The 22,131-nt window shown below is 61.2% G+C and carries 17 protein-coding genes, 1 tRNA gene and 1 pseudogene; 12 read left to right on the plus strand and 7 right to left on the minus strand.

Going from position 1 to position 22,131, the window contains the following annotated elements:
• Positions 1-58 precede the first annotated feature (58 nt).
• Complete coding sequence (locus Thiofri_RS06050) at positions 59-1,510, minus strand: 2Fe-2S iron-sulfur cluster-binding protein (protein WP_009150819.1); 1,452 nt, start codon at positions 1,508-1,510, stop codon at positions 59-61.
• Positions 1,507-2,622, minus strand: a complete 1,116-nt coding sequence (gene queG / locus Thiofri_RS06055; RefSeq protein WP_009150820.1) for a tRNA epoxyqueuosine(34) reductase QueG — start codon at positions 2,620-2,622, stop codon at positions 1,507-1,509. The genes Thiofri_RS06050 and queG overlap by 4 nt, the downstream gene beginning before the upstream one ends.
• Positions 2,623-2,908: 286 nt before the next feature.
• Between queG and Thiofri_RS06060 the strand changes: the two genes are divergently transcribed.
• From Thiofri_RS06060 to Thiofri_RS06070, 3 genes are all read left to right on the plus strand, one after another.
• The gene (locus Thiofri_RS06060; protein ID WP_143742008.1) at positions 2,909-4,432 is read left to right on the plus strand and encodes an NAD(P)H-hydrate dehydratase; all 1,524 of its coding nucleotides are present in this window, start codon (positions 2,909-2,911) and stop codon (positions 4,430-4,432) included.
• Positions 4,429-5,001: a tRNA (adenosine(37)-N6)-threonylcarbamoyltransferase complex ATPase subunit type 1 TsaE gene (gene tsaE, locus Thiofri_RS06065; RefSeq protein WP_009150822.1), complete on the plus strand. Its 573-nt coding sequence runs from the start codon at positions 4,429-4,431 to the stop codon at positions 4,999-5,001. Before Thiofri_RS06060 ends, tsaE begins: the two co-directional genes overlap by 4 nt.
• Positions 5,002-5,163: 162 nt before the next feature.
• Entirely contained in the window at positions 5,164-6,531 is a 1,368-nt protein-coding gene (locus tag Thiofri_RS06070; protein ID WP_009150823.1) for an N-acetylmuramoyl-L-alanine amidase, read from the plus strand.
• A 151-nt stretch (positions 6,532-6,682) separates the two neighbouring features.
• On the opposite strand, the gene Thiofri_RS06075 is transcribed toward Thiofri_RS06070, so the two are convergent.
• Both Thiofri_RS06075 and Thiofri_RS06080 read right to left on the minus strand, forming a co-directional pair.
• Positions 6,683-6,759 (minus strand) — tRNA-Met (locus Thiofri_RS06075).
• Between the two features lie 126 nt (positions 6,760-6,885).
• A complete protein-coding gene (locus Thiofri_RS06080) occupies positions 6,886-7,071 on the minus strand; it encodes a hypothetical protein (RefSeq protein WP_009150824.1) in 186 nt (61 codons plus the stop codon).
• 292 nt (positions 7,072-7,363) lie between these two features.
• Between Thiofri_RS06080 and Thiofri_RS06085 the strand changes: the two genes are divergently transcribed.
• The 8 genes from Thiofri_RS06085 (at position 7,364) to Thiofri_RS06120 (ending at position 18,012) form a co-directional block, all read left to right on the plus strand.
• A complete protein-coding gene (locus tag Thiofri_RS06085; protein ID WP_009150825.1) occupies positions 7,364-7,810 on the plus strand; it encodes a BLUF domain-containing protein in 447 nt (148 codons plus the stop codon).
• Positions 7,811-7,878: 68 nt separating this feature from the next.
• Entirely contained in the window at positions 7,879-11,127 is a 3,249-nt protein-coding gene (locus Thiofri_RS06090; protein ID WP_009150826.1) for a PAS domain S-box protein, read from the plus strand.
• Between the two features lie 20 nt (positions 11,128-11,147).
• Complete coding sequence (locus Thiofri_RS06095; protein WP_040857531.1) at positions 11,148-13,709, plus strand: methyl-accepting chemotaxis protein; 2,562 nt, start codon at positions 11,148-11,150, stop codon at positions 13,707-13,709.
• Positions 13,710-13,754: 45 nt separating this feature from the next.
• On the plus strand, positions 13,755-14,105 hold the full coding sequence (locus Thiofri_RS06100; RefSeq protein ID WP_009150828.1) for a hypothetical protein: 351 nt from the start codon (positions 13,755-13,757) through the stop codon (positions 14,103-14,105).
• 20 nt (positions 14,106-14,125) lie between these two features.
• The gene (locus Thiofri_RS06105) at positions 14,126-14,608 is read left to right on the plus strand and encodes a CZB domain-containing protein (protein ID WP_083848563.1); all 483 of its coding nucleotides are present in this window, start codon (positions 14,126-14,128) and stop codon (positions 14,606-14,608) included.
• 115 nt (positions 14,609-14,723) lie between these two features.
• The gene (locus Thiofri_RS06110) at positions 14,724-16,847 is read left to right on the plus strand and encodes a PAS domain-containing sensor histidine kinase (protein WP_009150829.1); all 2,124 of its coding nucleotides are present in this window, start codon (positions 14,724-14,726) and stop codon (positions 16,845-16,847) included.
• 64 nt (positions 16,848-16,911) lie between these two features.
• Positions 16,912-17,277, plus strand: a complete 366-nt coding sequence (locus tag Thiofri_RS06115) for a CidA/LrgA family protein (protein WP_009150830.1) — start codon at positions 16,912-16,914, stop codon at positions 17,275-17,277.
• Between the two features lie 3 nt (positions 17,278-17,280).
• Positions 17,281-18,012, plus strand: a complete 732-nt coding sequence (locus tag Thiofri_RS06120; protein ID WP_009150831.1) for an LrgB family protein — start codon at positions 17,281-17,283, stop codon at positions 18,010-18,012.
• A gap of 65 nt (positions 18,013-18,077) precedes the next feature.
• On the opposite strand, the gene Thiofri_RS06125 is transcribed toward Thiofri_RS06120, so the two are convergent.
• The 3 genes from Thiofri_RS06125 to Thiofri_RS06135 form a co-directional block, all read right to left on the minus strand.
• Positions 18,078-19,865 (minus strand): mechanosensitive ion channel family protein, encoded by a 1,788-nt coding sequence (locus tag Thiofri_RS06125; RefSeq protein ID WP_009150832.1) that lies wholly within the window; start codon positions 19,863-19,865, stop codon positions 18,078-18,080.
• A gap of 108 nt (positions 19,866-19,973) precedes the next feature.
• Complete coding sequence (locus Thiofri_RS06130; RefSeq protein ID WP_009150833.1) at positions 19,974-21,107, minus strand: hypothetical protein; 1,134 nt, start codon at positions 21,105-21,107, stop codon at positions 19,974-19,976.
• 120 nt (positions 21,108-21,227) lie between these two features.
• Complete coding sequence (locus Thiofri_RS06135; protein WP_009150834.1) at positions 21,228-21,416, minus strand: PleD family two-component system response regulator; 189 nt, start codon at positions 21,414-21,416, stop codon at positions 21,228-21,230.
• Positions 21,417-21,969: 553 nt separating this feature from the next.
• On the opposite strand from Thiofri_RS06135, the pseudogene Thiofri_RS06140 reads away from it, so the two are divergent.
• A pseudogene (locus Thiofri_RS06140) lies at positions 21,970-22,065 on the plus strand (hypothetical protein); the annotation flags it as partial.
• Positions 22,066-22,131 lie beyond the last annotated feature (66 nt).

The following is a 22,131-nucleotide window of genomic DNA, read 5'->3' on the forward strand; positions in this document are numbered from 1 at the left end:
TTGCCGTGAAGCGGCCGCTTCATGCTCCGGGGCGGTCGGGAGCATGAGCCTTAGGCATCTAAACCGACAGGCTTGCCACAGACTCATCCGCGATGCCCAGGTTGCTGAGTCTGTCGGCTAGGGGCGCCAGTTCTTCGGCTGATCCGGCTAGGTAATAGCTGGCGGTGTTTGGCTCTGGAAGATCGGCGCGGAGCAGGGCAAGCAGGTCCTCGGCAGTGGCATTGACTAATGGGGTGAAGGCGAAGTGGTCGAGCGCATCCTTGAGCGCGCGGCACCAGCCTTCGAGATAAAAACCCTCGGTGCCAGAAGTTGACCAGTACAGATGCAGGCTGGCGGCGGTGTCGATGGACACGGCATGTTCGATCAGGCTTTTGATTGGTGCGATGCCATCGCCGAAGGCGATGAAGACCGCCGGGCCCGGATCAGCCTCGCGCAGCACGAAATCGCCCTGAGGGCCGCTGACCAGCACGGGTGCGCGGCTGAGTGTGCGACTGAAGACGGCATCGCTGAAGGCATCGCGTCCGCGCCGAATGTAAAAGTGCAGAGTGCGGCCATTGCAGGGGCAACTGGCGATGGGCAGTTCAGTTTTGGTGCTGTCCTCCAGTTGTAGTCGCGCGGACTGCCCGGCCATGAACCGCAGGGTCTGGGTGCGTGGCGCCTGCACCTGCAATAGCATGAGATCGGCGTTCTGGTGCTCGACTTTGCGGATTTGGGCGCGAATCTCCTGGTGGGGTAAATCCGCGCTCGAATGCGCCTCGGCGGCCTCCAGCACCAGGTCGGTGACCGCCGTGTGGCAGCAGGCGAGCAAGTAACCCAACTGTTGCTCGCGGGCACTGAGTACATAGTCGTGATTGCGCAGCTTCCACACCTCACCTGACACCACCCGCGCCTTGCAAGAGCCGCAGTTGCCGTTGGCGCAGCCGTAGTTCATGCGCAGCCCCGCGCGCACGGCAGCGTCGAGAATCGACTCCGAGCCCTCGACAAAGAATTCATGCCCACTCGGGATCACCTTGACGCTTGCCGCCATCAGGCGCAGGAAGTTGTCTTTCGCAAACAGCTGTCGGCGTGCCTCGGACTCGGGCGCTTCGGCGAGGGCTGCGCATTGTGCATCCAGCCAGCCGAGCAGACGTTCGCGCGTGTCGCGCTCGGGGATGGCGTGGGTCAACTGGCTGCGCAAATCCGCAATCAACTGCTGTAGCCCATCGGCGCGGCTGACCTGCGCGGAGAGTGCGTCGCTCAGCGCACGCAGGCGCGAGAGCAGCACCTCGGGGCTGGGTAATTGATGGTCCTGATCATTGTCGCGCGGCACCGCGTTGTCCCGGATTTGCTGCACCTGATCGAGCAGGCCGGTGTGTTCCAGGCTGACGTTGGGGTATACGCGCAGCAAATCCTGTACCCGCACCTCACCCTCGAAGGTCTCGATTTCGCCCTGGCGAATGCGTGCCTGTAGAGTGCCGCGGCTAACGCCGGCTAAACGCGCGGCGCGCGAGAGACTAAGCAGATTGATCATGCGCGGGGCTCCTGTTGAGAAGATGGGGTGCCGGGTGCTTTCTCAGAGAGGTCGTCATTCTCGCGCCGCTGGCATTGTCGCGCTAGCGCCCAATGGACATGCTCGCGGATTAGATCGCTCGGGTGGTCGCTGCGAGCTTCCAGCGCTTGGCGTGCGACAGGGGAGGGCGCGGCGTTGCCAAGCGCCACGGCGATGTTACGCAGCCAGCGCTGATGACCGATGCGACGGATGGCGCTGCCCTCGGTGCGCTTGAGAAATTCCGCTTCATCCCAGCTAAAGAGTGCAATCAGGCTGGCGCCATCCAGACCATGACGGGGACAGAAATCGGCTTCTTTCGTGACATGCGCAAAGCGGTTCCAGGGGCAGACGAGTTGGCAGTCGTCACAGCCATAGATGCGGTTGCCCAGCAGCGGGCGCAGCGGCGCGGGGATCGCACCGGCCAGTTCGATAGTCAGATAAGAGATGCACAGGCGCGCGTCCAATTCATAAGGTTTGACAATGGCACCTGTGGGGCAGATATCCATGCAGGCTCGGCAGCGTCCGCAATGACTGGGCAGGGGTTCGTCAATGGGCAGCAGCAGATCGACATAAAGCTCGCCGAGAAAGAACCAGGAACCGGCGCCTGGGTTGATTAAATTGGTGTGCTTGCCAATCCAGCCCAGGCCAGCGGCTTGTGCCAGCGGCTTTTCCATTACGGGTGCCGAGTCGACCAGCGGGCGCCACTGGAAGGGGCCGCTTTCAGCCTCGATGCGCAGGGCGAGCTGTTTCAGCCGCGCGCGCAGCAGCTTGTGGTAATCACGCCCGAGTGCGTAGCGGGAAATAAAGGCCTCGATGGGATGATCGCAAGCGGCCCTGGTGTCCTCCAGCGCCTCTGGCATGTAGTCCATGCGCGCGCAGATCACTCTTTTTGTGCCCGGTAGCAGTTCAGCCGGGCGGCTGCGTTTGCTGCCGTGACGGGCCATGTAGTCCATCTCGCCATGCCAGCCGCGCGCGAGCCAGTCGTGCAAATAGCTTTCGGGGCCGCTCAGCTCGCAGCCGGCGATGCCAACTTGCTGAAAGCCGAGTTCTCGGCCCCAGGTTTTGATGTGGGCGGCGAGGGTGGTGGGTGTCAAGGTCTGCGTGCTCAAGGTGCGAGTGTTTGGGCTTTGCAACCCTTGTTGTTGGGATCATACTGAGATCGATCCGGTTGTGACCAGTCAGGAGGTGAATCGATGGCTACCGCTGTCTTGGAAGGTCGCGTCAGCTTGTTGCAAGACGTGCTCGTGGGTTTGGCCTGTCAGTGCAAGCGCGCGTAAGACTGGGCTTGTGCCCTCCAGTCGGGAAATGCGCTGATGGCGGTCAGACATTCGTCTGGACTGGAGCCCAAACACTGATCAAGGCAAGCCAATGCCGCGTTTGATGCCGAGCACTGAACAACTGCCCTACGCCCTCTACCGGGCCGAACAGGTGCGCATGCTCGATGCCTGTGCCATTGAGCGTTTTGGCATCCCGGGCGAAACCCTGATGGAGCGCGCCGGTGCGGCGTTGTGGCGACTCATCGAACGCGACTGGCCGCAAGCCGGGCGCCTCACCGTCCTGGCCGGCCCCGGCAACAACGGTGGCGACGGCTATGTGCTGGCGAGGCTGGCTCGGAGCGCCGGGCGCCAGGTGCGCTTGGTGCGGCTTGGCGATCACCAACGCCTGAGCGGCGCAGCGGCAGCGGCGGCAAGCGCTTATGCCGATGCCGGTGGCCAGGTCTCGACCTGGCCCGAATGGCCCGAGGCGAGCGATTTGATCGTGGATGCCATGCTGGGCACTGGGCTGACGCGTGTGGTGACTGGCGACATGGCTGCTGCGATCAACCGTGTCAATCAAGGTCGCGCGCCGGTGCTGGCGGTGGATATTCCCTCAGGACTGAGCGCGGACACCGGCTGCATCCTTGGCGCGGCGATTCGCGCGACTGCAACCTTAAGTTTCATCGGCTTGAAGCAGGGCCTGTTTACCGGTGATGGGCCAGACCGCACCGGTTGTATCCAGTTCGACGCGCTTGAGGTGCCGGCGGCGGTCTATGCCAGTACAGTGGCTGCCGCCCGCCGCACCGACTGGCCCAAGGAGGCGGCGCGCATCGCGCCCCGGTCGCGCACTGCGTACAAAGGCAGCTGTGGTCATCTGCTGGTGGTTGGCGGTGCGCCTGGCATGAGCGGTGCCGCGCGCCTGTGTGGCGAGGCCGCGCTGCGTGCCGGCGCCGGGCTGGTGACCCTGGCAACCCACCCCGACCATGCCGCGCTGCTCAACCTGACCCGCCCAGAGTTGATGGTTGCGGCAGTGTCCTCGCCCGACCAGCTCGCGCCCCTGCTCGAGCGGGCAAGTCTGGTTGCGCTTGGGCCTGGGCTGGGGCGGGCTCCATGGGGCCGGGCGCTGTTTGAGTATTTGCTGCAAGCCGAGGTCATCGGGCAGCGCCCGCTGGTGCTGGATGCCGATGCGCTCAATCTGCTCGCCGAACAGCCGCAACGGCGAGATCACTGGATACTGACACCCCATCCAGGCGAGGCGGCGCGCCTGCTCGCCTGCACAACAGCCGAGATCGCACAAGACCGATTTGCGGCTGCTGCTGAACTCCAGCAACACTATGGTGGCGCTGTGGTGCTGAAAGGCGCGGGCACCTTGATCGCCAGCGCCGCACAACAAGCGCCAGCGCTTTGTAGTCAGGGCAATCCCGGTATGGCCAGTGGCGGCATGGGCGATGCACTGACCGGCATCATTGGCGCGCTGCTCGCCCAGGGGCTCCCACTTGAACAGGCCGCCAGTGCCGGTGTCTGCCTGCATGCAGCGGCAGCGGACTGGGCCGCACGCGAGGGTGAACGTGGTCTACTGGCGTCCGATCTCATCGCCGCCCTGCGCGGCCAGTGGTGCCGTCTGGCGGGTTGGGAGCAGGGGCGATGACAGCGCTCTATATCCCCGATGAACCAGGCATGCTGCGCGTGGGGCAAAGTCTGGCGCCGCTGTTATCGCCCTGGCTAGAGACAGGGCGGGGCAGTATCTCGGCAGCACCCAAAGGAGCACTGGTGTTTCTGCACGGCCAGCTCGGAGCCGGCAAAACCACACTGGTGCGCGGCCTGCTGCGTGCTTATGGCGTTCAGGGCGCGGTGCGGAGCCCGACCTATACGCTGATCGAGCCCTATCAGATCAAGCCTCATGGGATTGAACCCAAAGAGATCGAGCCCAAAGAATTCCGGGCCGAACCTGCTTCCAAGCGCATCTTCCACCTCGATCTCTATCGTTTGGCCGATCCTGAGGAACTTGACTATCTCGGCTGGCAGGAGCTGCTCGGCGATGGTGGTCTATTATTGATCGAATGGCCCGAGCGCGGCGCCGGGCTGCTGCCGCCGCCCGATTTCAGCATCAGCATCGAGATGCAGCCGCCGGGCCGTTCGCTGAGTTTTTGCGGTCGTGGCGACTGGCAGCAGGTCGCAACTGCGGCGGCGCGAGCACTGGGGACGGCCAATGCCTAGGCGCGCAAAACCTGCTGCGCGCGCAAGACTTTAAGCAACTTAGAGAAACCCCCGGCAAACATCAGAAAAAATAGACAATTTTGCCGTCCCTTGCTATGCTTTGAGGCACCAGCGTCGAAAATCCTGCGACCTTGGGGTCCGAGGCTTCCTGCGGGGGGCACTATGAAAAATATTCGACTCATCACCATTCTGCTCATCTGTCTGCTGTCATGGGGCTTAAGCGCCGCCGCTCGGGTCGAGATCCAGGGTGCGCGTCTGTCCAGCCAGAATGAAATGGCCCGCTTGGTGCTCGATACCTCGGGCCCGGTGGTTGAGCACAACATCTTCTCGCTCGACTCACCTGACCGCCTGGTCATCGACTTAGCCGGTGTCAGCCTGTCTGGTCCGCTGCGCCAGCCTGATCCGACCAATCCGCTGCTGACAAGCATCCGCAGCGGCGAGCGCCCCGGGGAGAGCGCCAGAATCGTGCTCGACCTCAAGCGCAAGGTGCGGGTCAAAAGCTTCTGTCTACAACCCGATGGGCGTCATGGTTATCGTCTGGTGGTGGACCTCACACCCAAACCCGAGCAAGAAGTCCGCCAGGAGGCGTTGGCAGAGGCCTCGCGCGGCCTGTCCGGTCATCCCTCGGTGCAACAGCGCTCGGTCAAGCTCAAGGCGCGCGATGTGGTGATTGCCATCGATGCTGGTCACGGTGGCAAAGACCCAGGGGCGGTTGGCCCGCGCGGCACTCGGGAGAAGGATGTGACCCTGGCCATTGCGCGCGTTCTCGCCCGCTTGGTCGATAAAGAGCCCGGGATGCGCGCGGCCATGATCCGCGACAGCGACCGCTTCGTCATTCTGCGCGAGCGCATTCGCATCGCCCGCAAACATCGCGCGGATTTGTTCGTGTCAATTCATGCCGATGCCTTTCGCGATCGCAGCGTACGCGGTTCTTCCGTTTTTACCCTGTCTGAGCGTGGCGCGAGCAGCGAGGCCGCCAAATGGCTGGCTGCACGCGAGAACGAGGTTGACCTTCTTGCCGGCATTGACCTGGGGAAAAGCAACGAAGAAGTCGCTGGCGTGCTGATGAACATGACCCAAAACATGACCATGGAGCACAGCATGCTGGCGGCCAAGCCGGTGTTGGACGAGTTGGGACACCTGGGCAAAATGCACCAGAGTCGCATCCAGTCCGCCGGCTTTGCTGTGCTAAAAGCGCCGGACATTCCGTCCATGCTGGTGGAAACAGCCTTTATTTCCAATCCCGAGGAAGAAAAGCGCCTGCGCGACCCAGCCTTTCAGAACCAGGTCGCGAAAGCCATTCTGGTGGGAATCAAGCGCTACTTCGAGGCCAATCCGCCGCCGCAAACCCTGTTTGCGATGAGAAATGACAGGGGCGCCAGCTCCATCCGTCATGTCATCGAACGCGGCGATACCCTGCTCGATATTGCGCGCGATTATCAGGTCAGCCTGCCATCACTGCGCTCTCTCAACCAGCTTGAGAGCGACCGCATCCGCGTCGGCCAGGTTCTGCGCATTCCTGAAAGCTGAACAACGGCTGACACCGCTCCCTTGCCTGATGTGCCTGAGCGAGCAACACCACGACATCTAAAAGTCGTAGAGAAAAATGCCGATCCCCAATGCTAGATGTCGAACAAGGCGCACAAAAAAGCCGCTATAAAGCGGCTGATTTTGAGAGAGTTGGTGGCTACGGCTAGATTCGAACTAGCGACATCGGCATTATGAGTGCCGCGCTCTAACCAACTGAGCTACGTAGCCAAATAGACTGCTAAGAATGCCATGTTCAGAATCGCAGGTCAAGCACCGGTGCGGGTCTTAGCTGGGCGCGGTTGGCCTTGGTGTGAAACAGCGGTTGCATCTGTCGCCTGGTCGGGCTAGTGAGCGTTAGTCGCTGGTATCGGAGGGGTTGGCACAGCGCAGGGCGAGAAATAGCCGCGACAGGGCGATTGGCAATCCGGGCTTGACCTGCTGTAGTTCGGTCGGTTCCTGCGTCCAGGTGCCGGCTTCGAGATCGAAGCCGACCAGTTCCGCCAGGTTGATGACGTAATCTTTCAGGTCGTCGTTGTTCATACAACTCCTCATGAGATGGATAGATCCGGCGCCAAGGCGGGCCGGTGGGTGCGGTTCCGATCAGCTTCGCAGTGATCGGGTGCGAGTCAAGTGCTGATCATTATCGCGAATCCCAGCCGTTCGGTCATGGTAATTTGCGCGACGCCAGCTCAACCTATGCCTTTGCGTTCGACTTTATGTTGATGATTTTTGTCGACTATTGTACTCTCTGAGTTCCCAAACACTGAATCCGGCCGCGCATCGTCTTGCCGGACTCGCGCCGGCTTGGCGTTAAACAACCCGAGGATTGGCCATGTTCATTACGCGACTCATCTATTGCAGCGAATTATCCGGTGTTGACAAGGATGCGATCACTAACATTCTTCAGGTATCGCGCCAGAAGAACGCCAAGGCTGGGATTACCGGCATGCTGCTTTTTAACGGGGTTTACTTTTTGCAATGTCTGGAAGGTTCGCGTGACGCCGTTAACGAAACCTATCACCGAATTGTCCACGATAATCGCCATTCCCGTCCGGTGTTGCTTACCTGTGAGGAGCTTTCTCAGCGCGATTTTACCGACTGGGACATGGCGTATGTGCCCTGGACCGCTGAGATTCGCAGCATTGTTCGTTGCTTCTCTGTCGACGACGAATTCGATCCATACAAGCTAGGCGCCCAGAGTGCGATCGGGCTGTTTCGCGCGTTGCGAGACCGTCTGCCCGATAACGAATTCTGGTCAAAACCCTTGCAGACCGCTTAATTGGCAGTTGGTGTGATCGCCTTTGTTGTGCGATCAGTCGTTATGATCGTCCGCAACGCAAGAATTCTATGCAACCCCAAAAAACCGGTCATTGCGATGGTTTAACCGCCGACCGCGCCCAAACCGCTGAGCAGGCTCTGGTGGCCAGCGAACGGCGTTTGCTGAGGGTGCTTGATAATCTCGACGCCCTGGTCTATGTCAGCGATCTCGACAGCGACGAGATTCTGTTCGTCAACGCCTATGGCCGTGGCCTGTTCGGCGATATCGAAGGGCAGACCTGTTGGCAAGCGTTGCATGGACGTAACGCACGTTGCGACGACTGCAGCCACGAACATCTGTTTGATAGCAACGGCCAGCCCGGCGGTGTGCGCCACTGGGAAGTGCAAAACGCCCGCAATGGCCGGCGCTATGACTGCCGCGATCAGGCGATTGCCTGGACCGACAGCCATTATGCACGCCTGCAGATTGCCTTCGACATTACCGAGCGGGTCGAGAATGCCGAGCGTCTGGCTCTTGTCGAGCGGGAGTTAAGGGGCGAGCGTGATCTGTTCTCCGCCGGGCCGGTGGTCACTGTTGTCTGGAGTCTGGAGCCGGGCTGGCCCATTCGGCGGGTGTCGCGTAATGCCGAGGCTATTCTTGGGTATACCCCGGAGGAACTCTGCGCGCCCGAGTTTCGTTTTATCCAACTCATTCACCCCGAGGATGTTACGCGCACCAGTGACGAGGTTGCCGCCCACCTGGCCGCCGGTGACCAGAACTTCAAGCAATCCTATCGGCTTGAGGTGCGCGACTGGGTCGGCTTGAGTTATCGCTGGTTTTATGACTTCAGCCAGGTGGTGCGTGCAGCGGACGGCACTGTGACGGAAGTCCGTGGCTATCTGTTTGATCAAACCCGCCTGAAAGAGGTTGAGGACGCGCTCGCGCGCGAGCGCGAGCGCCTGGCCGGCATTATCGACGGCACTCATGCCGGTACCTGGGAATGGCGACCGGAAACTGGCGACTTGTTCGTTAACGCACGCTGGGCCGAGATATTGGGCTACTCCATGGAGCAACTCTGGCCCGTGACCATGGATACCTGGGCCGCTATGGTGCATCCCGAGGACCGCGAGTTGGTGCGTGGCAAGATCTACGCGCATCTGCACGGCAAGACGCCCTTCTACAGCTGCGAAATGCGCCTGCGCCATCGCGATGGTTCCTGGCTTTGGACAGCGGTGCGCGGACGGGTCGCCCAGTGGTCGGTTAGCCAACCCTCGCGCGCACTCTGGATGCTAGGCACCCTGCAGGACATAAACGCGCGCCGGCGCAGCGAGCAGCGCTTCGAGCAGGTTACTGCGCATAGCAGGCTGGTTGCCTGGGAGGTGGATGCCAATGGCCTCTTCACCTATCTGAGCGACGGTGTCGAGCGGGTGATTGGTTACAGCCCGACCGAGTTGGTTGGGCACAAGCACTTTTACGATTTGCACCCGCCAGAGGAGCGCGAGGCATTTAAGGAGGCCGCGCTCAAGGTCTTTGCCCAGCGCCAGGCCTTCGAGGGTATGGAAAACCCCGTCCAGGCCGCCGATGGGCGGCGGATTTGGGTCGAGACCAATGGCATTCCGGTGCTGGACGCTGATGGCGAACTGCGCGGGTACTGCGGCACCGATCTCGACATCACCGAGCGCAAGCGCGCCGAGCAGGCGCTGGAGGCCACCACCGCGCATGCCCAGGAACTGGCAGAGCAGGCCGAGAGCGCCAATCGGGCCAAGAGCGATTTTCTGGCCAATGTCAGTCACGAGCTGCGCACGCCGCTCAATGGCATCATGGGCATGACCCAACTGCTGCTTGCAAGCGAGCTGACGCCGGACCAGCAGCGCAACTGCGAAATCGTGTATCAAAGCAGTGAGGCACTGCTGAGGCTGATCGAAGACCTGCTCGACTTCTCCTGTATCGAGACTGGCCTGCTCAAGCTCGAACGCCGGGCCTTTGATCTGGTTCAGCTGCTCGATGACTGCGGCGCGGCGCTGGCTTATCGCGCTCACCAAAAAGGCTTGGAACTGATCTGCGCCCTCGACCCCGAGGTGCCAACCCAACTGTGGGGCGATCCCGGGCGCCTGCGCCAGGTGCTGACCAATCTGGTCGGCAATGCCATTAAGTTCACCAGCCAGGGCGAGGTGCGGGTGCGGGTTGCCTTGATCGAACACCGGCTAGATACCCTGGTCCTGCGTTTTTCTGTGTGCGATACCGGCATCGGGCTGGCGCCGGAGGCCAGCGCGCGTCTGTTTGAGAAGTTTACCCAGGTCGACGCCTCCAGCGCCCGCGAGTATGGCGGTGTCGGGCTCGGACTGGCCATTGCACATCAACTCACCCAGATGATGGATGGCGAGATCGGCGTCACCAGCCAACCTGGGCAGGGTGCCGAGTTTTGGTTCACCGCTCGCCTTGGCGTGCAGACCCAGGTGGCTCGGCCCGCCACCCTGCCGGCGCGCCTGTGCGGTCAGCGGGTGTTGGTCGTCGATGCCAATCAAAGCAGCTGCGATGCCCTGGTCGAGCGCCTGCATCACTTTGGTCTGCGCACCTTGGCGCTGGGTGACGGCCAGGAAGCCCTGGCCAGGGTCTATGCACAATTGAGTGCCGGTGATCCTTTCAGCCTGGCGCTTCTGGCCGAACAGCTGCCGGGGCTGGCAACGACGGCACTGGCGCGTGCGATTCGCGCTGAGCCGCGCCTGGATGACCTGCGCCTGGTGCTAATGCCCGCCCTAACCGCGCCGCCGAGTGCCGGCACGGATGAGCACCAGAGCTACTGGGCCGTGCTGCCCAAGCCGGTGCGCCAGCGCGACCTGCGAGAGCTGCTAGGTCGTCTGGTACCTGGCGAGGTGCCTGGGCCTGCGTCTACCAGCGACCGACTGCCGGTGTTGCCGCGACTGGACACATCGGCCCGGGTGCTGGTGGTGGATGATAATTTGACCAATCGCCAGGTCGCTCTGGGCTTGCTCGAGCGCTTTAGCGTCAACGCCTTGGCGGTCAGCGACGGCGAATCAGCGCTGGAACGCCTGGCTGCCGAGGCCTTCGATCTGGTGTTGCTGGACATCCAGATGCCAGGACTCGATGGCCTGGAGGTCACCCAGCGGCTGCGCGGCCAAGTGCCGGGCTTCGAGCCCGCCAGTCCGGCGCTCATCATTGTTGCCATGACCGCGCATGCCCGGTCCGTCGATCGCGAGCGCTGCCTGGCCGCCGGGATGAACGACTACCTCGCCAAGCCGCTTAGACCCGAGTCTGTGGCTGAGGTGCTTGGCAAATGGCTGGCCGCCGCGCCCCCGCAAACGCAAGAAACAACATAAATAAAGAGACGGAAATATCCATGTTCAATCGCCATTCTATCGGATTTCGCATCGCCTTTTGGTCCGGCTTCGGCATGGTCGCGCTTGGCGTGGTCATTACCGCTTATGCGGTCCTGCGCATGCAGGAGATGGCAGACGTCCAGCGCGAGTCTGGCCTGCAAGCGGCCAAAGATCTGGCGCTAAATGTCGCCAGCCGCGAGGCCGCCAGTATCGATGCCTCGCTTGAGGTGCCGCTCGATGCCGCGCGCACCCTGGCCCAGGCCTTTGTCTCCGCTGCGCGCCCGGATGACGAAAAGCTGACCGAGGCCGACTGGGAGCGTCTGCGCAAGCGCTTTCGGCGCATGGAAATGGCGGCCGACCTGGCCGAGTCTACTATCGCTCCCTATATTGCTGCCGAACAACGCGGTGAGCTCACCCGCGAACAGGCGCAGGCCGAGGCGCTGAAGGTGCTGAGCGCCATGCGCTACGACGACGGTAATTATCTATGGGTGCAAGACAGGCTCAAGCCGGTGCCGCGCATGTTGATGCATCCCATTGCGACTGAGCTGGACGGCCAGGTGCTCGACAACCCCAAGTTCGACAACGCCATGGGGCGCGACCAGAACCTCTTTGTCGCGCTTGAAGAACAAGTTGCCGATGATGGCGAAGGCTATGTGCATTACCGCTGGCCCATGCCGGGCAGCAGCGAGCCCAAGCCCAAACTGTCCTACGGGCGACTGATCCCGCAGTGGGACTGGATCATCGGCTCCGGGCTCTGGGCTGATCGTATCGCCTTCTATTCGCGCGAGGACATCAACCAGATCCTCAAGGCGGTGCTGCGGGAAAACCCGGAGTTCGTCAGCGTCTACACCGCCTGGGAGCCCGATGCCTTCGACCGGCGCGACGCCGCGCTGGCCAATACTACGGGCACGGATGCCAGTGGGCGCTTCATTCCCTACTGGCATCGCGCGGCCGACGGCACCCTGGTGATGGATGCATTGGCGGGTTACGACCAGTCGGGCGCGGGCGATTATTATCAGATTCCAAAAAACACCAGGCGCGAGGCCATTATTAATCCCCACCTCGCCAAGGTGCAGGGCCAGGATGTGCTGATTACCTCCCTGGTAGCACCAGTCATGCTCAATGGCGTCTTTCGCGGCATGGCTGGTATCGATCTGACCCTCAGTGACCTGCAAGCCCAGGTCGAGCGTGCCGCTGCGGGGCTGTTCGACGGTCAGGCCAGTGTGGCCGTGATTGCCAACGATGGCACCCTGGTGGCAAGCAACGCGCATCCTGAGCTTGTCGGCAAGGATGTGTCCGAACTTCACGACCAAGGCGACAAGGTCAAGCAGGCCATTGCCAGGGGCGAGATCCTGCAACTGAAATCCGTCTCCGCCTCAGGTACCGAGGAAATCTTTACCCTGGTGCCCATTGAAGTCGGCCGAACCGGCACGCCCTGGGCCGTGCAGATCAAGGTGCCCGTGGCCAAGGTGCTGACTTTGGCGGAGGAAGCCGCTGCCCAGACCCGACAATCGGCTGCATTCATGATCGTCTTCTCCGTCGTCGCGGTTCTTATTGGCGTGATCGGTATGTCCTGGCTGGCTCGGGCCATTGTGCGCCGTATCCGAGGTGCGACCGAGACCATGCGCGAGATTGCCGATGGTGAGGGCGATCTGACCCACAAGTTGCCTGAGACCGGGCAGGATGAACTCGCCGATCTGGCGACGGCTTTCAACCGCTTCCAGCGCCGGGTGCGCGACCTGGTGGCCGAGGCCATGACCGCTAGCGAACGGGTGGCTGCGGCGGCCGAGGAGTTGACCGCTACCAGTAGCGCCACCAGCGACCAGATCAGCCGCCAGCAGTCGGAGTCCGGTCAGGTCGCTACGGCCATGAACGAAATGACCGCCACAGTTGCCGAGGTGGCCAGAAATGCCGCTGAAGCCGCCGAGGCGGCGCGCGCGGCGGACCAGGAAACCCAGCAGGGCCAGAGCGTGATGGTCGAGGCCGCCGAGCTGATTCATACCGCTGCCAAGCAGATTCAGACCACAGCTGCCGCCGTCGGCCGATTGTCACAGGACGCCGAGAACATCGGTCAGGTGCTCGATGTGATACGCGGCATTGCCGATCAGACCAACTTGCTCGCGCTCAACGCCGCCATTGAGGCGGCGCGCGCCGGCGAACAGGGCCGGGGTTTTGCTGTGGTGGCCGGCGAGGTGCGTACTCTGGCCAGTCGCACGCAGGATTCCACCACCGAGATCCAGACCATGATCGAGCGCTTGCAGGAAGGCAGCGGCCAGGCCGTTACCGCCATGGAACAAGCCCGTGGCCAGGTGGACAAGAACGCCGAGATGGCCGAGGGCGCGCGCCAAGCGCTGACCACCATTGCCGAGGCGGTTACCCGTATCCGCGACATGAACATGCAGATCGCTGGCGCCACCGAGGAGCAGAGCGCGGTGGCCGAGGAAGTGGATCGCAACCTGATCAACAGCGCCGAAGCCATGGCGCAGATTACCATCGGCTCGAGCCAAATCAACAATGCCGCAGCCGAGTTGGCGCAACTCGCGGCCGATCAGCTTGAGCGTGTCGGGCGGTTCAAGGTGTGAGTGATACTCTAGGATTAACCACTCCTTAAAGCAGGAGCAGCGGCCATGGATTCTTCAGTGGTAAGCAAACAGCCGGTGCGGGGGCATCTGCTTTCTGGTTTTAACGGGCATTTTCGACTCTGCGCTGGCAGCGCCGTGCTCGGTCTGCTGGTGTTAGGCAGTAGCGGCCTGCTGCAGTTTGACGCGCCTGCCGCCGACGCCGGCGTGCTGTCCGGGCACTGGCTTTTTATCCTGATCACCACAGCGGCGCTGCGGTTGCAGGGCATGTTGATCTGGCGCCTTGGCCGCGCCATGCACCACGACCTTGGTGGCGATCCGGCCTTGGCTCACGCGCGCCTGGGGCGCATCGTCGAGCGCGTCGAACAGATGGACGCCATGAGCGAGCGCATTGCCTAGGCGCCGAACAAAAGAGCAAGGTGGCAACGGAACTCGACAGCAGCCTCTCAAGCATTGCGAGCATGGCCGAGCAGACGGATGCGGCGGCAGCAGAGATGATTTCCGCCAATGTCTTCATTGGGGATGAAAGCGCGCGCCAGTTCGAGCGTATCGGGCAGTTTGACCTTGGCCGCTCGGGGTTCGACTTTGACCGCGCCATGGCCAATCACATTGTCTGGAAATCGCGCCTGCGCGGCGTTCTGGCCGGGCAGATTAAGCTCGCGCGCGAGGCTGTTCCCGATGCTCACCACTGTAGCTTGGGCCAGTGGTACCATGGCGACGGCGGTGAGCGCTACGGGCATCTGCCGGCGATGCACGAGATAGAAGCGCCGCACGAGGACTTCTACCGTCAGGTGCTGCGCACAGTGGAGAGTCACGGCGCCGGGCGCGCGATGAGGCCCAGCAGGCGTTTCAAGCGGCTTGCGTGCTGTCCGAGACCATCGTCACCCATATTGAGGTGTTGAAAGATCAGCTTGGGGATCACACTGCACTCTAGCGTATAGTGCCCAGCGCGCAACGGGCGCATCATGGGGCTGTGCGCTGCGATGGGCAGCAATGGCACGAGATAGCGGAAGCGGAATGCAGCGCGAACAAGACGACCAAATCCAGGATGTGGCAAACCGCAGCCCGTGGCAGTGGAAAACCGCAGCCCTGTCCGCCGTGGTCGAGCACAGCGACGCCATCGTGGTGGTCAAGGATCTGGACCTGCGGGTGGTGGCCGCGAATGCCGCCTTTGCCCGCGTGGCCGGGAAGCCCTCGGTCGATGCGCTCATCGGCAAGACCGATGCCGAGATCTTTGATGTTTCCCCGGAGTCCGAGCCGGTGCGCACTTACATGGCCGACGAGCGCGCCGCCCAGCGCTTGCCTGCTGGCGAGGTCATTGCACGCGAGGAACCGGTCATCGCGCACGACGGTAGCCTGCGCTTCTATCTGACCAAAAAGCACCCCATCTTCGACGCTCAGGGCACGCTGCTCGGCACTGGCAACATCTCGGTCGATATCACCGAGCGCCATGAATTGGAAGACCAACTGCGTGTCAGCAATACCGCCCTGACTGAGGCGGTGACCCAGGCGAAAGCTGCCGTTCAGGTGAAAAGCGCCTTTCTCGCGCGCATGAGCCACGAAATCCGCACACCGATGAACGGCATCCTCGGTCTGGCGGAACTGGCCCTGCGCCGCTCGCTCGATGCGACTACCCGGCAGTACCTGCAAGAGCTGCATCAGTCCGGCGAGCAGTTGCTCGGCATCCTCAACGACGTTCTCGATCAGTCCAAGATCGAATCCGGCCAGCTCAGCCTGGAGGCTGTCCCCTTTGATCGCGAGGCGCTGTTTGAGAACGAGCGTTCGCTGTTTGCGCCCATGGCTCAGAACAAGGGGCTGCGACTGGTGTCCGAGTGCGACCCGGCGGTGCCGCGTTGGCTGCTCGGCGACGCCCTGCGCTTGCGCCAGGTGCTCTCCAACCTGCTGAGCAACGCCATCAAGTTTACCGAGCACGGGGAAATCAGCTTGTGCCTGCAATGCCTGGAGCACAAAGACAACCAGGTGCGACTGCGTTGGTCGGTGTCCGATACCGGCATCGGCATGGACTCGGACACCCAGGCGCGACTGTTTCAGCCTTTCACCCAGGGCGATGACTCCATCGCGCGGCGTTTCGGTGGCACCGGTCTGGGCCTGAGCATCAGCCGGCATCTGGTCGAGCGCATGGGCGGGCGTCTGGATGTCGAAAGCGCCCCGGGCGTTGGCAGTCGTTTTTCCTTCGAGGTCTGCTTAGCGTCGGTCGAGCCGCCAGTCGAGTTCCAGGCCAGCGTCGCATCCAATGACCCGAGCGCCGTGCTGAACTTGCGCGGGCGTCGCATTCTGGTGGCCGAGGATCAGCCCATCAACCAGCACATCATCACCGACATGCTGCGCCTGCTTGGCACCGAGGTCACGCTGGCGCAAAACGGTCGCGAAGCCTTGGAGCAACTGGCTAAAGACGACTTCGACCTGGTGCTGATGGATATACAGATGCCCGAGATGGACGGCCTGACCGCCACCGAGCAACTGCGCACCAATCCAGTCTGGGCCAAGCTGCCAGTTGTCGCCCTGACCGCCGGCGTCACCACTGCCGAGCGCGAGCGCACCCGCAGCGCCGGCCTCAGCGACTTGCTGGCCAAGCCAGTGCGGCTGAAAGAACTGCAAAGCATGCTAAGTCGCTGGCTGCCGCCGGTGGTCGGTACCCAAGCTGCCGCGCCGGCGCCAATTCCGCCCGCACCCGAATTGCTCGAGCGCGCAGCCACAGCGCCGACAGAGACAGATCCAGCCACAGTCCTGGCCAAACCGGACCTCGACCTCAATTATCTCTGCGAAATCTTTGATGATCGCGCAGCCATCAATGAGTTCCTGTGCGATTTCGTCGTTTCCGTGCGCGATTACGTCGATTTCGTCGCCACGGCCTTGAGTGAAGACAACCCTTCTGAGGCCCGCGCCATGGCCCATCGTCTGCGCGGGGCCGCCGCCAATGTTGGTGCTTTCGCCCTGAGCAGAGCGGCCGAGCATATGGAAATGGCGCTAGACCCGGGCGCTGAACAGCCCTCTAATGGCCAAATTGATAGCCGGCTTGATAACCGGCTCGATGATCGGCTCGACCGGCAACTGACCGAACTGCGTGCGGTTTGGGACCGGACCCTGGCGCAGATCAACCAGGCCGCTGGATGTCATTGATAAATGAGCCTATCAGCCGGGATTGGCATGCGGCCGAAGGCATCCTGCACGCGCCTTGACTTCCATGCCGGTCGGATTCATTGCCCTGCTTCTGGTCTGCCAACTCATCGGCGAGGCCCTGGTGCTCTTCACCGGTCTGCCGGTGCCTGGTCCGGTCATCGGCATGCTGCTGCTCTTTGTCGGGCTGGTGCTGCGCGGCGGCGTGCCCGAGGGGCTCAGTCGCGTTGCTGACGGGCTGCTCGCTCACCTTGCGTTGCTCTTTGTGCCTGCTGGCGTAGGCGTCATGCTGCATTTTTCCATGCTGCGGCAGGAATGGCTGGCCATCACTCTGGCGCTTGTGTTGAGCACAGTGCTAACGCTGGTGACCACCGGCCTGCTGATGAACGCATTGATTCGGTGGCGCGAAGGTCGTCGCCAGGATGGCGCCTGACCCATGCCTCCTGCGAACTCCCTCGACGCGGTCTGGGCCTATCTGGCAACCAGCCCACTGCTGCACCTGACGCTGACTCTGCTAGCCTATCTGGCGGCGGACTGGCTATTTCAGCGCAGCGGACGCAAGGCGCTGCTCAATCCGGTGCTGCTGTCGATTCTCATGCTGGTGGCGCTTTTGATGGCGACCGGCATCCAGTACCCGACCTATTTCGAAGGGGCGCAATTCATTCATTTTCTGCTCGGACCGGCAACCGTAGCCCTGGCCGTGCCGCTCTACCGCCACCTCAATCTGATCCGGCGGCTGTGGTTGCCGATCCTGGTCGCCATTGCCACCGGAGCCCTGGTCGCGGCGAGCAGCGCCGTGCTCATCGCCGGCTGGCTGGGTGCCTCACGACAAACGCTGATGTCTCTGGCGCCCAAGTCGGTGACCACGCCCGTGGCCATGGGCATTGCCGAGAAGACTGGCGGCCTGCCATCGCTAACGGCGGTGCTGGTGGTCTTGACCGGAGTGCTGGGTGCTGTGATCGGCCCGGCGTTGCTGGCGCTTGTGGGTGTGCGCGATGATCGCGCGCGCGGCCTGGCACTGGGTGTGAGTTCTCACGGCATCGGCACCGCGCGGGCCTTGCAAATTAGCAGCCTGGCCGGCGCCTTCGCGGCCCTCGCCATGGGGCTGATGGCGCTGACTTCCAGCTTCATCCTGCCCGTGGTGTTGCGTTGGGTGATGGCATCCTGAGCGCGTGTGCCAAAGGCGGCTTGCACCGCTACGCGGCCCAAAGCAAGCCAAAAATCCATGGCCACTCATCCAATCACGACAGGTGATGGCTTGGCTCCCAGTCCGGTGGTTTTGGTGACAATCTCTCTGGCCGCATCCCGTCCTCTTTGCTCCGCGGCGCTGAGTTCCAGTTCCGGGAGCGGCGCGTTTTGGTCTGACGACTTCAGATAGAGGGTTTGAGTCGGGAAGGCGAATTCCACGCCGAGTTCTTTTCCGACCCGCAGCACATCGAGCAAAAAACGGTGTCTTTCGCGTAACTCGGTACTCCAATCCGGAGTTTGCCAGAAGACGTAAACCAGCACTTCCAGCGATGAATTGCCGAAGTGATTCAGATAGATGTGGAAGTAGTCCTTGCGCATGTAGGGGTGCTGTCGCACCAGCTCCCGGAGTCCTTCGCAAAATGCCTCGATCCTCTCCGGCGGTGTGTCATAAGTAATGCCGAGTTTGGTACTGTAACGCCGGTAGCGGCGAAGACCCATGTTGTCCACTTCCGCCGTGATGAAGCGTGAATTGGGCACAGTGACCAAGGAGTTGTAGAAGGTGCGGATGCGCGTGCTGCGAAAGCCGATGGACTCGACCGTGCCCTCGATTTCTCCCACCAATATCCAGTCGCCGACCAGGAAAGTCCGGTCGAGCAAAACCGTGAGCGAGCCGAACAGGTTTTGCACCATGTCCTTCGCTGCCAGGGCAAAGGCGAGGCCGCCCAGACCGAGGCCGGCGAGCAGCGAAGAGACATCGATCTTGAGATTGTCGGCGATAAACACCAGCCCGATCACAGCCACAAAGATTTTCAGCGTGCGCGGTACCAGAGGAACCAGGGCATCATCGAGTTTGGTTTCCGTGAGTGCGGCGCGGTAACTCAGGTAGGCGCCGGTGACATCCACGAGCCGGAACGCAGCCCACACCCCGGAGAGACTGGCCAAAAACTTGACCGCGACCAGCAACACCAACAGCGCCCCTTCCGGCAGGCTGAGCAAATTGATGCCGGCCCACCAGACCAGCGCCATCGCCATCAGGCCCCAGGGGCGCAGGATGTCATCGGAGACGGATTTGATTTCCGCAAATGCCGTGCGCCTTTTGCCGATGCGCACCAGGCTGCGTAAGAGCAGGCTGGCCAGTTTGTCCATCACCAGGCCGAGCAGGATCAGCCCGAGCAATGCCAGCCAGATCCAGTTCTCCAGAACAAAACTGGTGTGGCGCATCGGTGCCGGCAGGCTGTGGCGAAAACGGATCTGCCACGGCAGATGGGAGCGATCAGGTTTGGGGGCTAAGGCTTGGCTGACTGGCTGGGATTCGCTGGCGGGCGGGACTGCTTCGGCGATCTGGTCCAGCTCGTCGCGCAGCGGTGGAATCTGCTCCAGGGTGGTGGGATCGAACAGCCAGGCATTCCCGGCACTGCGGCTGAGACGGATGCGTCCGGCCTCTGTCTGGTAGATAATGACCGGCTCACTGTCCGGGGCGTCAGAAAGTTTTTCCGCGCTTGGCGGGTCTGGTAACAGCCCCAGCAGATCAATCAGTTGCCATGCCAGGTCCTTGCCGCGTTCCTTGCGAACCAGAAGATTGATCTCGGACAGATCCAGGGTGCTGATGACGGTCTCGATCTCCTCTTCTTGACCCTGTTGGATTTCCTGGATTGCTGTTTGCAGTGTTGACCAGGTAGCGCGCGGGTTCCCAAGCCCCTGAGGCGGGCTGGGCTCAGTCACTTTGTCTGGCGTTTCAGCGGATTCAGCAGAGGCTGCCGCCTCAGCCCATGCGGCATCCATGGACAGGAACAAGACGGCCAGAATCAGGGCTAGCGGAAGAAACTTTGACATTGTTAGTAGAACTTAGGAGAGCGACGACAAGAGGGTAGAATCACCAGCTACCCGAAGGTCGCAAATCATAACAGCAGGCGCGGGAAATCGTCCGCATCCAGGTCGTGATTAGCCGTTGAGCAGGCGTGAAAAGGTGATCACGGGTTTCCAATCCCATCCCGCTTGGGTGATGATCGCGACAAGCGGCTGCTTCATTTCCTGGATATTGAATTTCCAGTGATAGGCGGCGCTGACTGTCGGCTGAGCATCGTTGGTAAGAATCAGCCCGCCGATAAAACCGGTGTCGTATTGAGCAAATGCAATCCCTCTGAACCAGGATGCGCTCAGGCGCGCTGAAGCTGTGCTCCCGCTTCCCGCCGCGCCAGTCCAGCGAAGGCGGCACAGAGTGTCTTGAGAGCGGACTTTGCAGGATTTCCCATCCAGGCGCAGCTTGATCCGGGCGACGGATTTCAAACCTCCAGCAGCCATGATTCCAACCCACTTGGCGTCAGCGTACTTCCACTCCGCGATCAATTCATTTTGCTGTTTTCCCGGCTGGAGCATAAAAGGCGCGTCGGTTTCATTGATAGCGAGCAGTCTTGCGCGCAGGCTTTCGACAGGCAGGGGTTGAATGCCCGAGGCGCGATCAATGCCTGCGGCCCAACTCGCCATTCTCAGCCATAGCAGGACGAGCAGCGCGCAGTAAATGCCGATGACTCCAAAGAGCATGCCCAGATTGCCTTGCGTCAGCGCTATGAAGCCGCTCTTGGGCTGCTCCTCCAGTACGGCGATTTGTCGAAACTGCTCATCAATCGCTTGTTTAGTCTTTGCTTCGCTGATCAGAATCCATGGTGCATCATAGAACAACACCCCGTACAAGCCGTTGTCACGGCGGTGGTAAGTCAGATAGCGTCCTAAGACAAGTGCTTTTGAGTCAGTCGGGATGCCGGCGGTGATCGCAGAGAACCGCTCGGGCATGTCGGCAAGGGCAGGGAATTCCATCAAAACCACGCGACCGCCGTCGGGAAACTGGACAGAGATCGACTGGACTACGTCGAGGATGTCTCGTTCTTGTTCGACCCGGGCGGGATTGCGCGAGTCCTGGTCGAGTGGAAGCAGTTCAATTGTCTCGGCAGTGACAGGAGCCGTGACTATGAAGGGCGGCTGAAAGGTCAGAAGGGCATAGACGAGGATCACAACGACGGGAACAATAATGCTCGCAAAGGCAAAAAGAACAAATAATGCGACTCTTCCCACTCTCATCACAGTTTCTCCTCAATTGTCATAGCCTTGGGCACCCCGGAGAATGAACCTGCTGTTTCGCAGTAAGGGGCAGTAATACCGGTGGCACGCCAACGCGCTGCGTCGCTTTCTCGTGATGACTCAAATCACATCGAGCAGAATAATGTCGGGCATTACACGCTCAATGCGCTCCAGCGCTTCCTCGCCACTATGCGCCGTGTCGACCAAAAACTGGTCAGGCAGTTCATTCTCAATAATGAGCGTGCTTACCGGATCGTCATCAACGGCCAGGACGCGCCGCGGCGGACTTGTTGAACCGTGGTGAGCCATGCTGTCTACTCCTTATACACATGGATCAGGTAATGCTGCTATTGCGCGTCTAAGGCCGCGCCCGTGCTGACGGGAATTTTTTGAAATTACCTTATTTGAAAAGCGGTTATTGTGCTGTTTTACCGTCTTTTTTCGTGCCCCTGCACGAACGTCTGAAGTCACAGTCTAGAACATAAATCGAACACTTCCAAACCGAGACTCGTCACATTAAGGGAGGTATAGCCACTAGCCGCAATTTAGCATTGCGGAGAAAAACCGAAAGGATTACCGTGTTTTGTAGGGAAATTACCTACAAACGGACTCAAAACTCCGCCTGGATATATCACTGCGTGATCTTCGGCAGGCAGTTTTCTTGAAGAGTCTGTGTTTGGTGAATACGGCCACTTTTCACTTCCACTGCGGCAAGGTATGCGCAAAAATATTTGCCTGATCAACACTCCGCTGGCGCACATCGGCTGGTCTGCAGCTATCAATCCTTCCGCAATGCTGCAATGATACTGTATATCAATACAGTCTCGGATCGTAACCTCACCAGCACTCCATCATGCCCGTCGCCGTATCTCGCTGCCCGGACTGTGGTCATGACTTTCTCGTGGCGTTCTCATACAAGGGGCGCGGAGTGTGTCCTTCGTGCAACGCCCGACGGATGGCGGCCTGATCTGGATTGCTTGCTGGGTGCTGACGGGGTGGCTGGAGCTGGTCGGGACGATGGAGC

The organism is Thiorhodovibrio frisius (genome assembly GCF_033954835.1).
Lineage (GTDB): Bacteria > Pseudomonadota > Gammaproteobacteria > Chromatiales > Chromatiaceae > Thiorhodovibrio > Thiorhodovibrio frisius.

Coding starts and splice junctions, on each gene's coding strand:
- Thiofri_RS06050 (WP_009150819.1), bottom strand. CDS start 1,510: ATGATCAATCTGCTTAGTCTCTCGCGCGCCGCGCGTTTAGCCGGCGTT.
- Thiofri_RS06060 (WP_143742008.1), top strand. CDS start 2,909: ATGCCGAGCACTGAACAACTGCCCTACGCCCTCTACCGGGCCGAACAG.
- tsaE (WP_009150822.1), top strand. CDS start 4,429: ATGACAGCGCTCTATATCCCCGATGAACCAGGCATGCTGCGCGTGGGG.
- Thiofri_RS06070 (WP_009150823.1), top strand. CDS start 5,164: ATGAAAAATATTCGACTCATCACCATTCTGCTCATCTGTCTGCTGTCA.
- Thiofri_RS06080 (WP_009150824.1), bottom strand. CDS start 7,071: ATGAACAACGACGACCTGAAAGATTACGTCATCAACCTGGCGGAACTG.
- Thiofri_RS06085 (WP_009150825.1), top strand. CDS start 7,364: ATGTTCATTACGCGACTCATCTATTGCAGCGAATTATCCGGTGTTGAC.
- Thiofri_RS06090 (WP_009150826.1), top strand. CDS start 7,879: ATGCAACCCCAAAAAACCGGTCATTGCGATGGTTTAACCGCCGACCGC.
- Thiofri_RS06095 (WP_040857531.1), top strand. CDS start 11,148: ATGTTCAATCGCCATTCTATCGGATTTCGCATCGCCTTTTGGTCCGGC.
- Thiofri_RS06100 (WP_009150828.1), top strand. CDS start 13,755: ATGGATTCTTCAGTGGTAAGCAAACAGCCGGTGCGGGGGCATCTGCTT.
- Thiofri_RS06110 (WP_009150829.1), top strand. CDS start 14,724: ATGCAGCGCGAACAAGACGACCAAATCCAGGATGTGGCAAACCGCAGC.
- Thiofri_RS06115 (WP_009150830.1), top strand. CDS start 16,912: ATGCCGGTCGGATTCATTGCCCTGCTTCTGGTCTGCCAACTCATCGGC.
- Thiofri_RS06120 (WP_009150831.1), top strand. CDS start 17,281: ATGCCTCCTGCGAACTCCCTCGACGCGGTCTGGGCCTATCTGGCAACC.
- Thiofri_RS06125 (WP_009150832.1), bottom strand. CDS start 19,865: ATGTCAAAGTTTCTTCCGCTAGCCCTGATTCTGGCCGTCTTGTTCCTG.
- Thiofri_RS06130 (WP_009150833.1), bottom strand. CDS start 21,107: ATGAGAGTGGGAAGAGTCGCATTATTTGTTCTTTTTGCCTTTGCGAGC.
- Thiofri_RS06135 (WP_009150834.1), bottom strand. CDS start 21,416: ATGGCTCACCACGGTTCAACAAGTCCGCCGCGGCGCGTCCTGGCCGTT.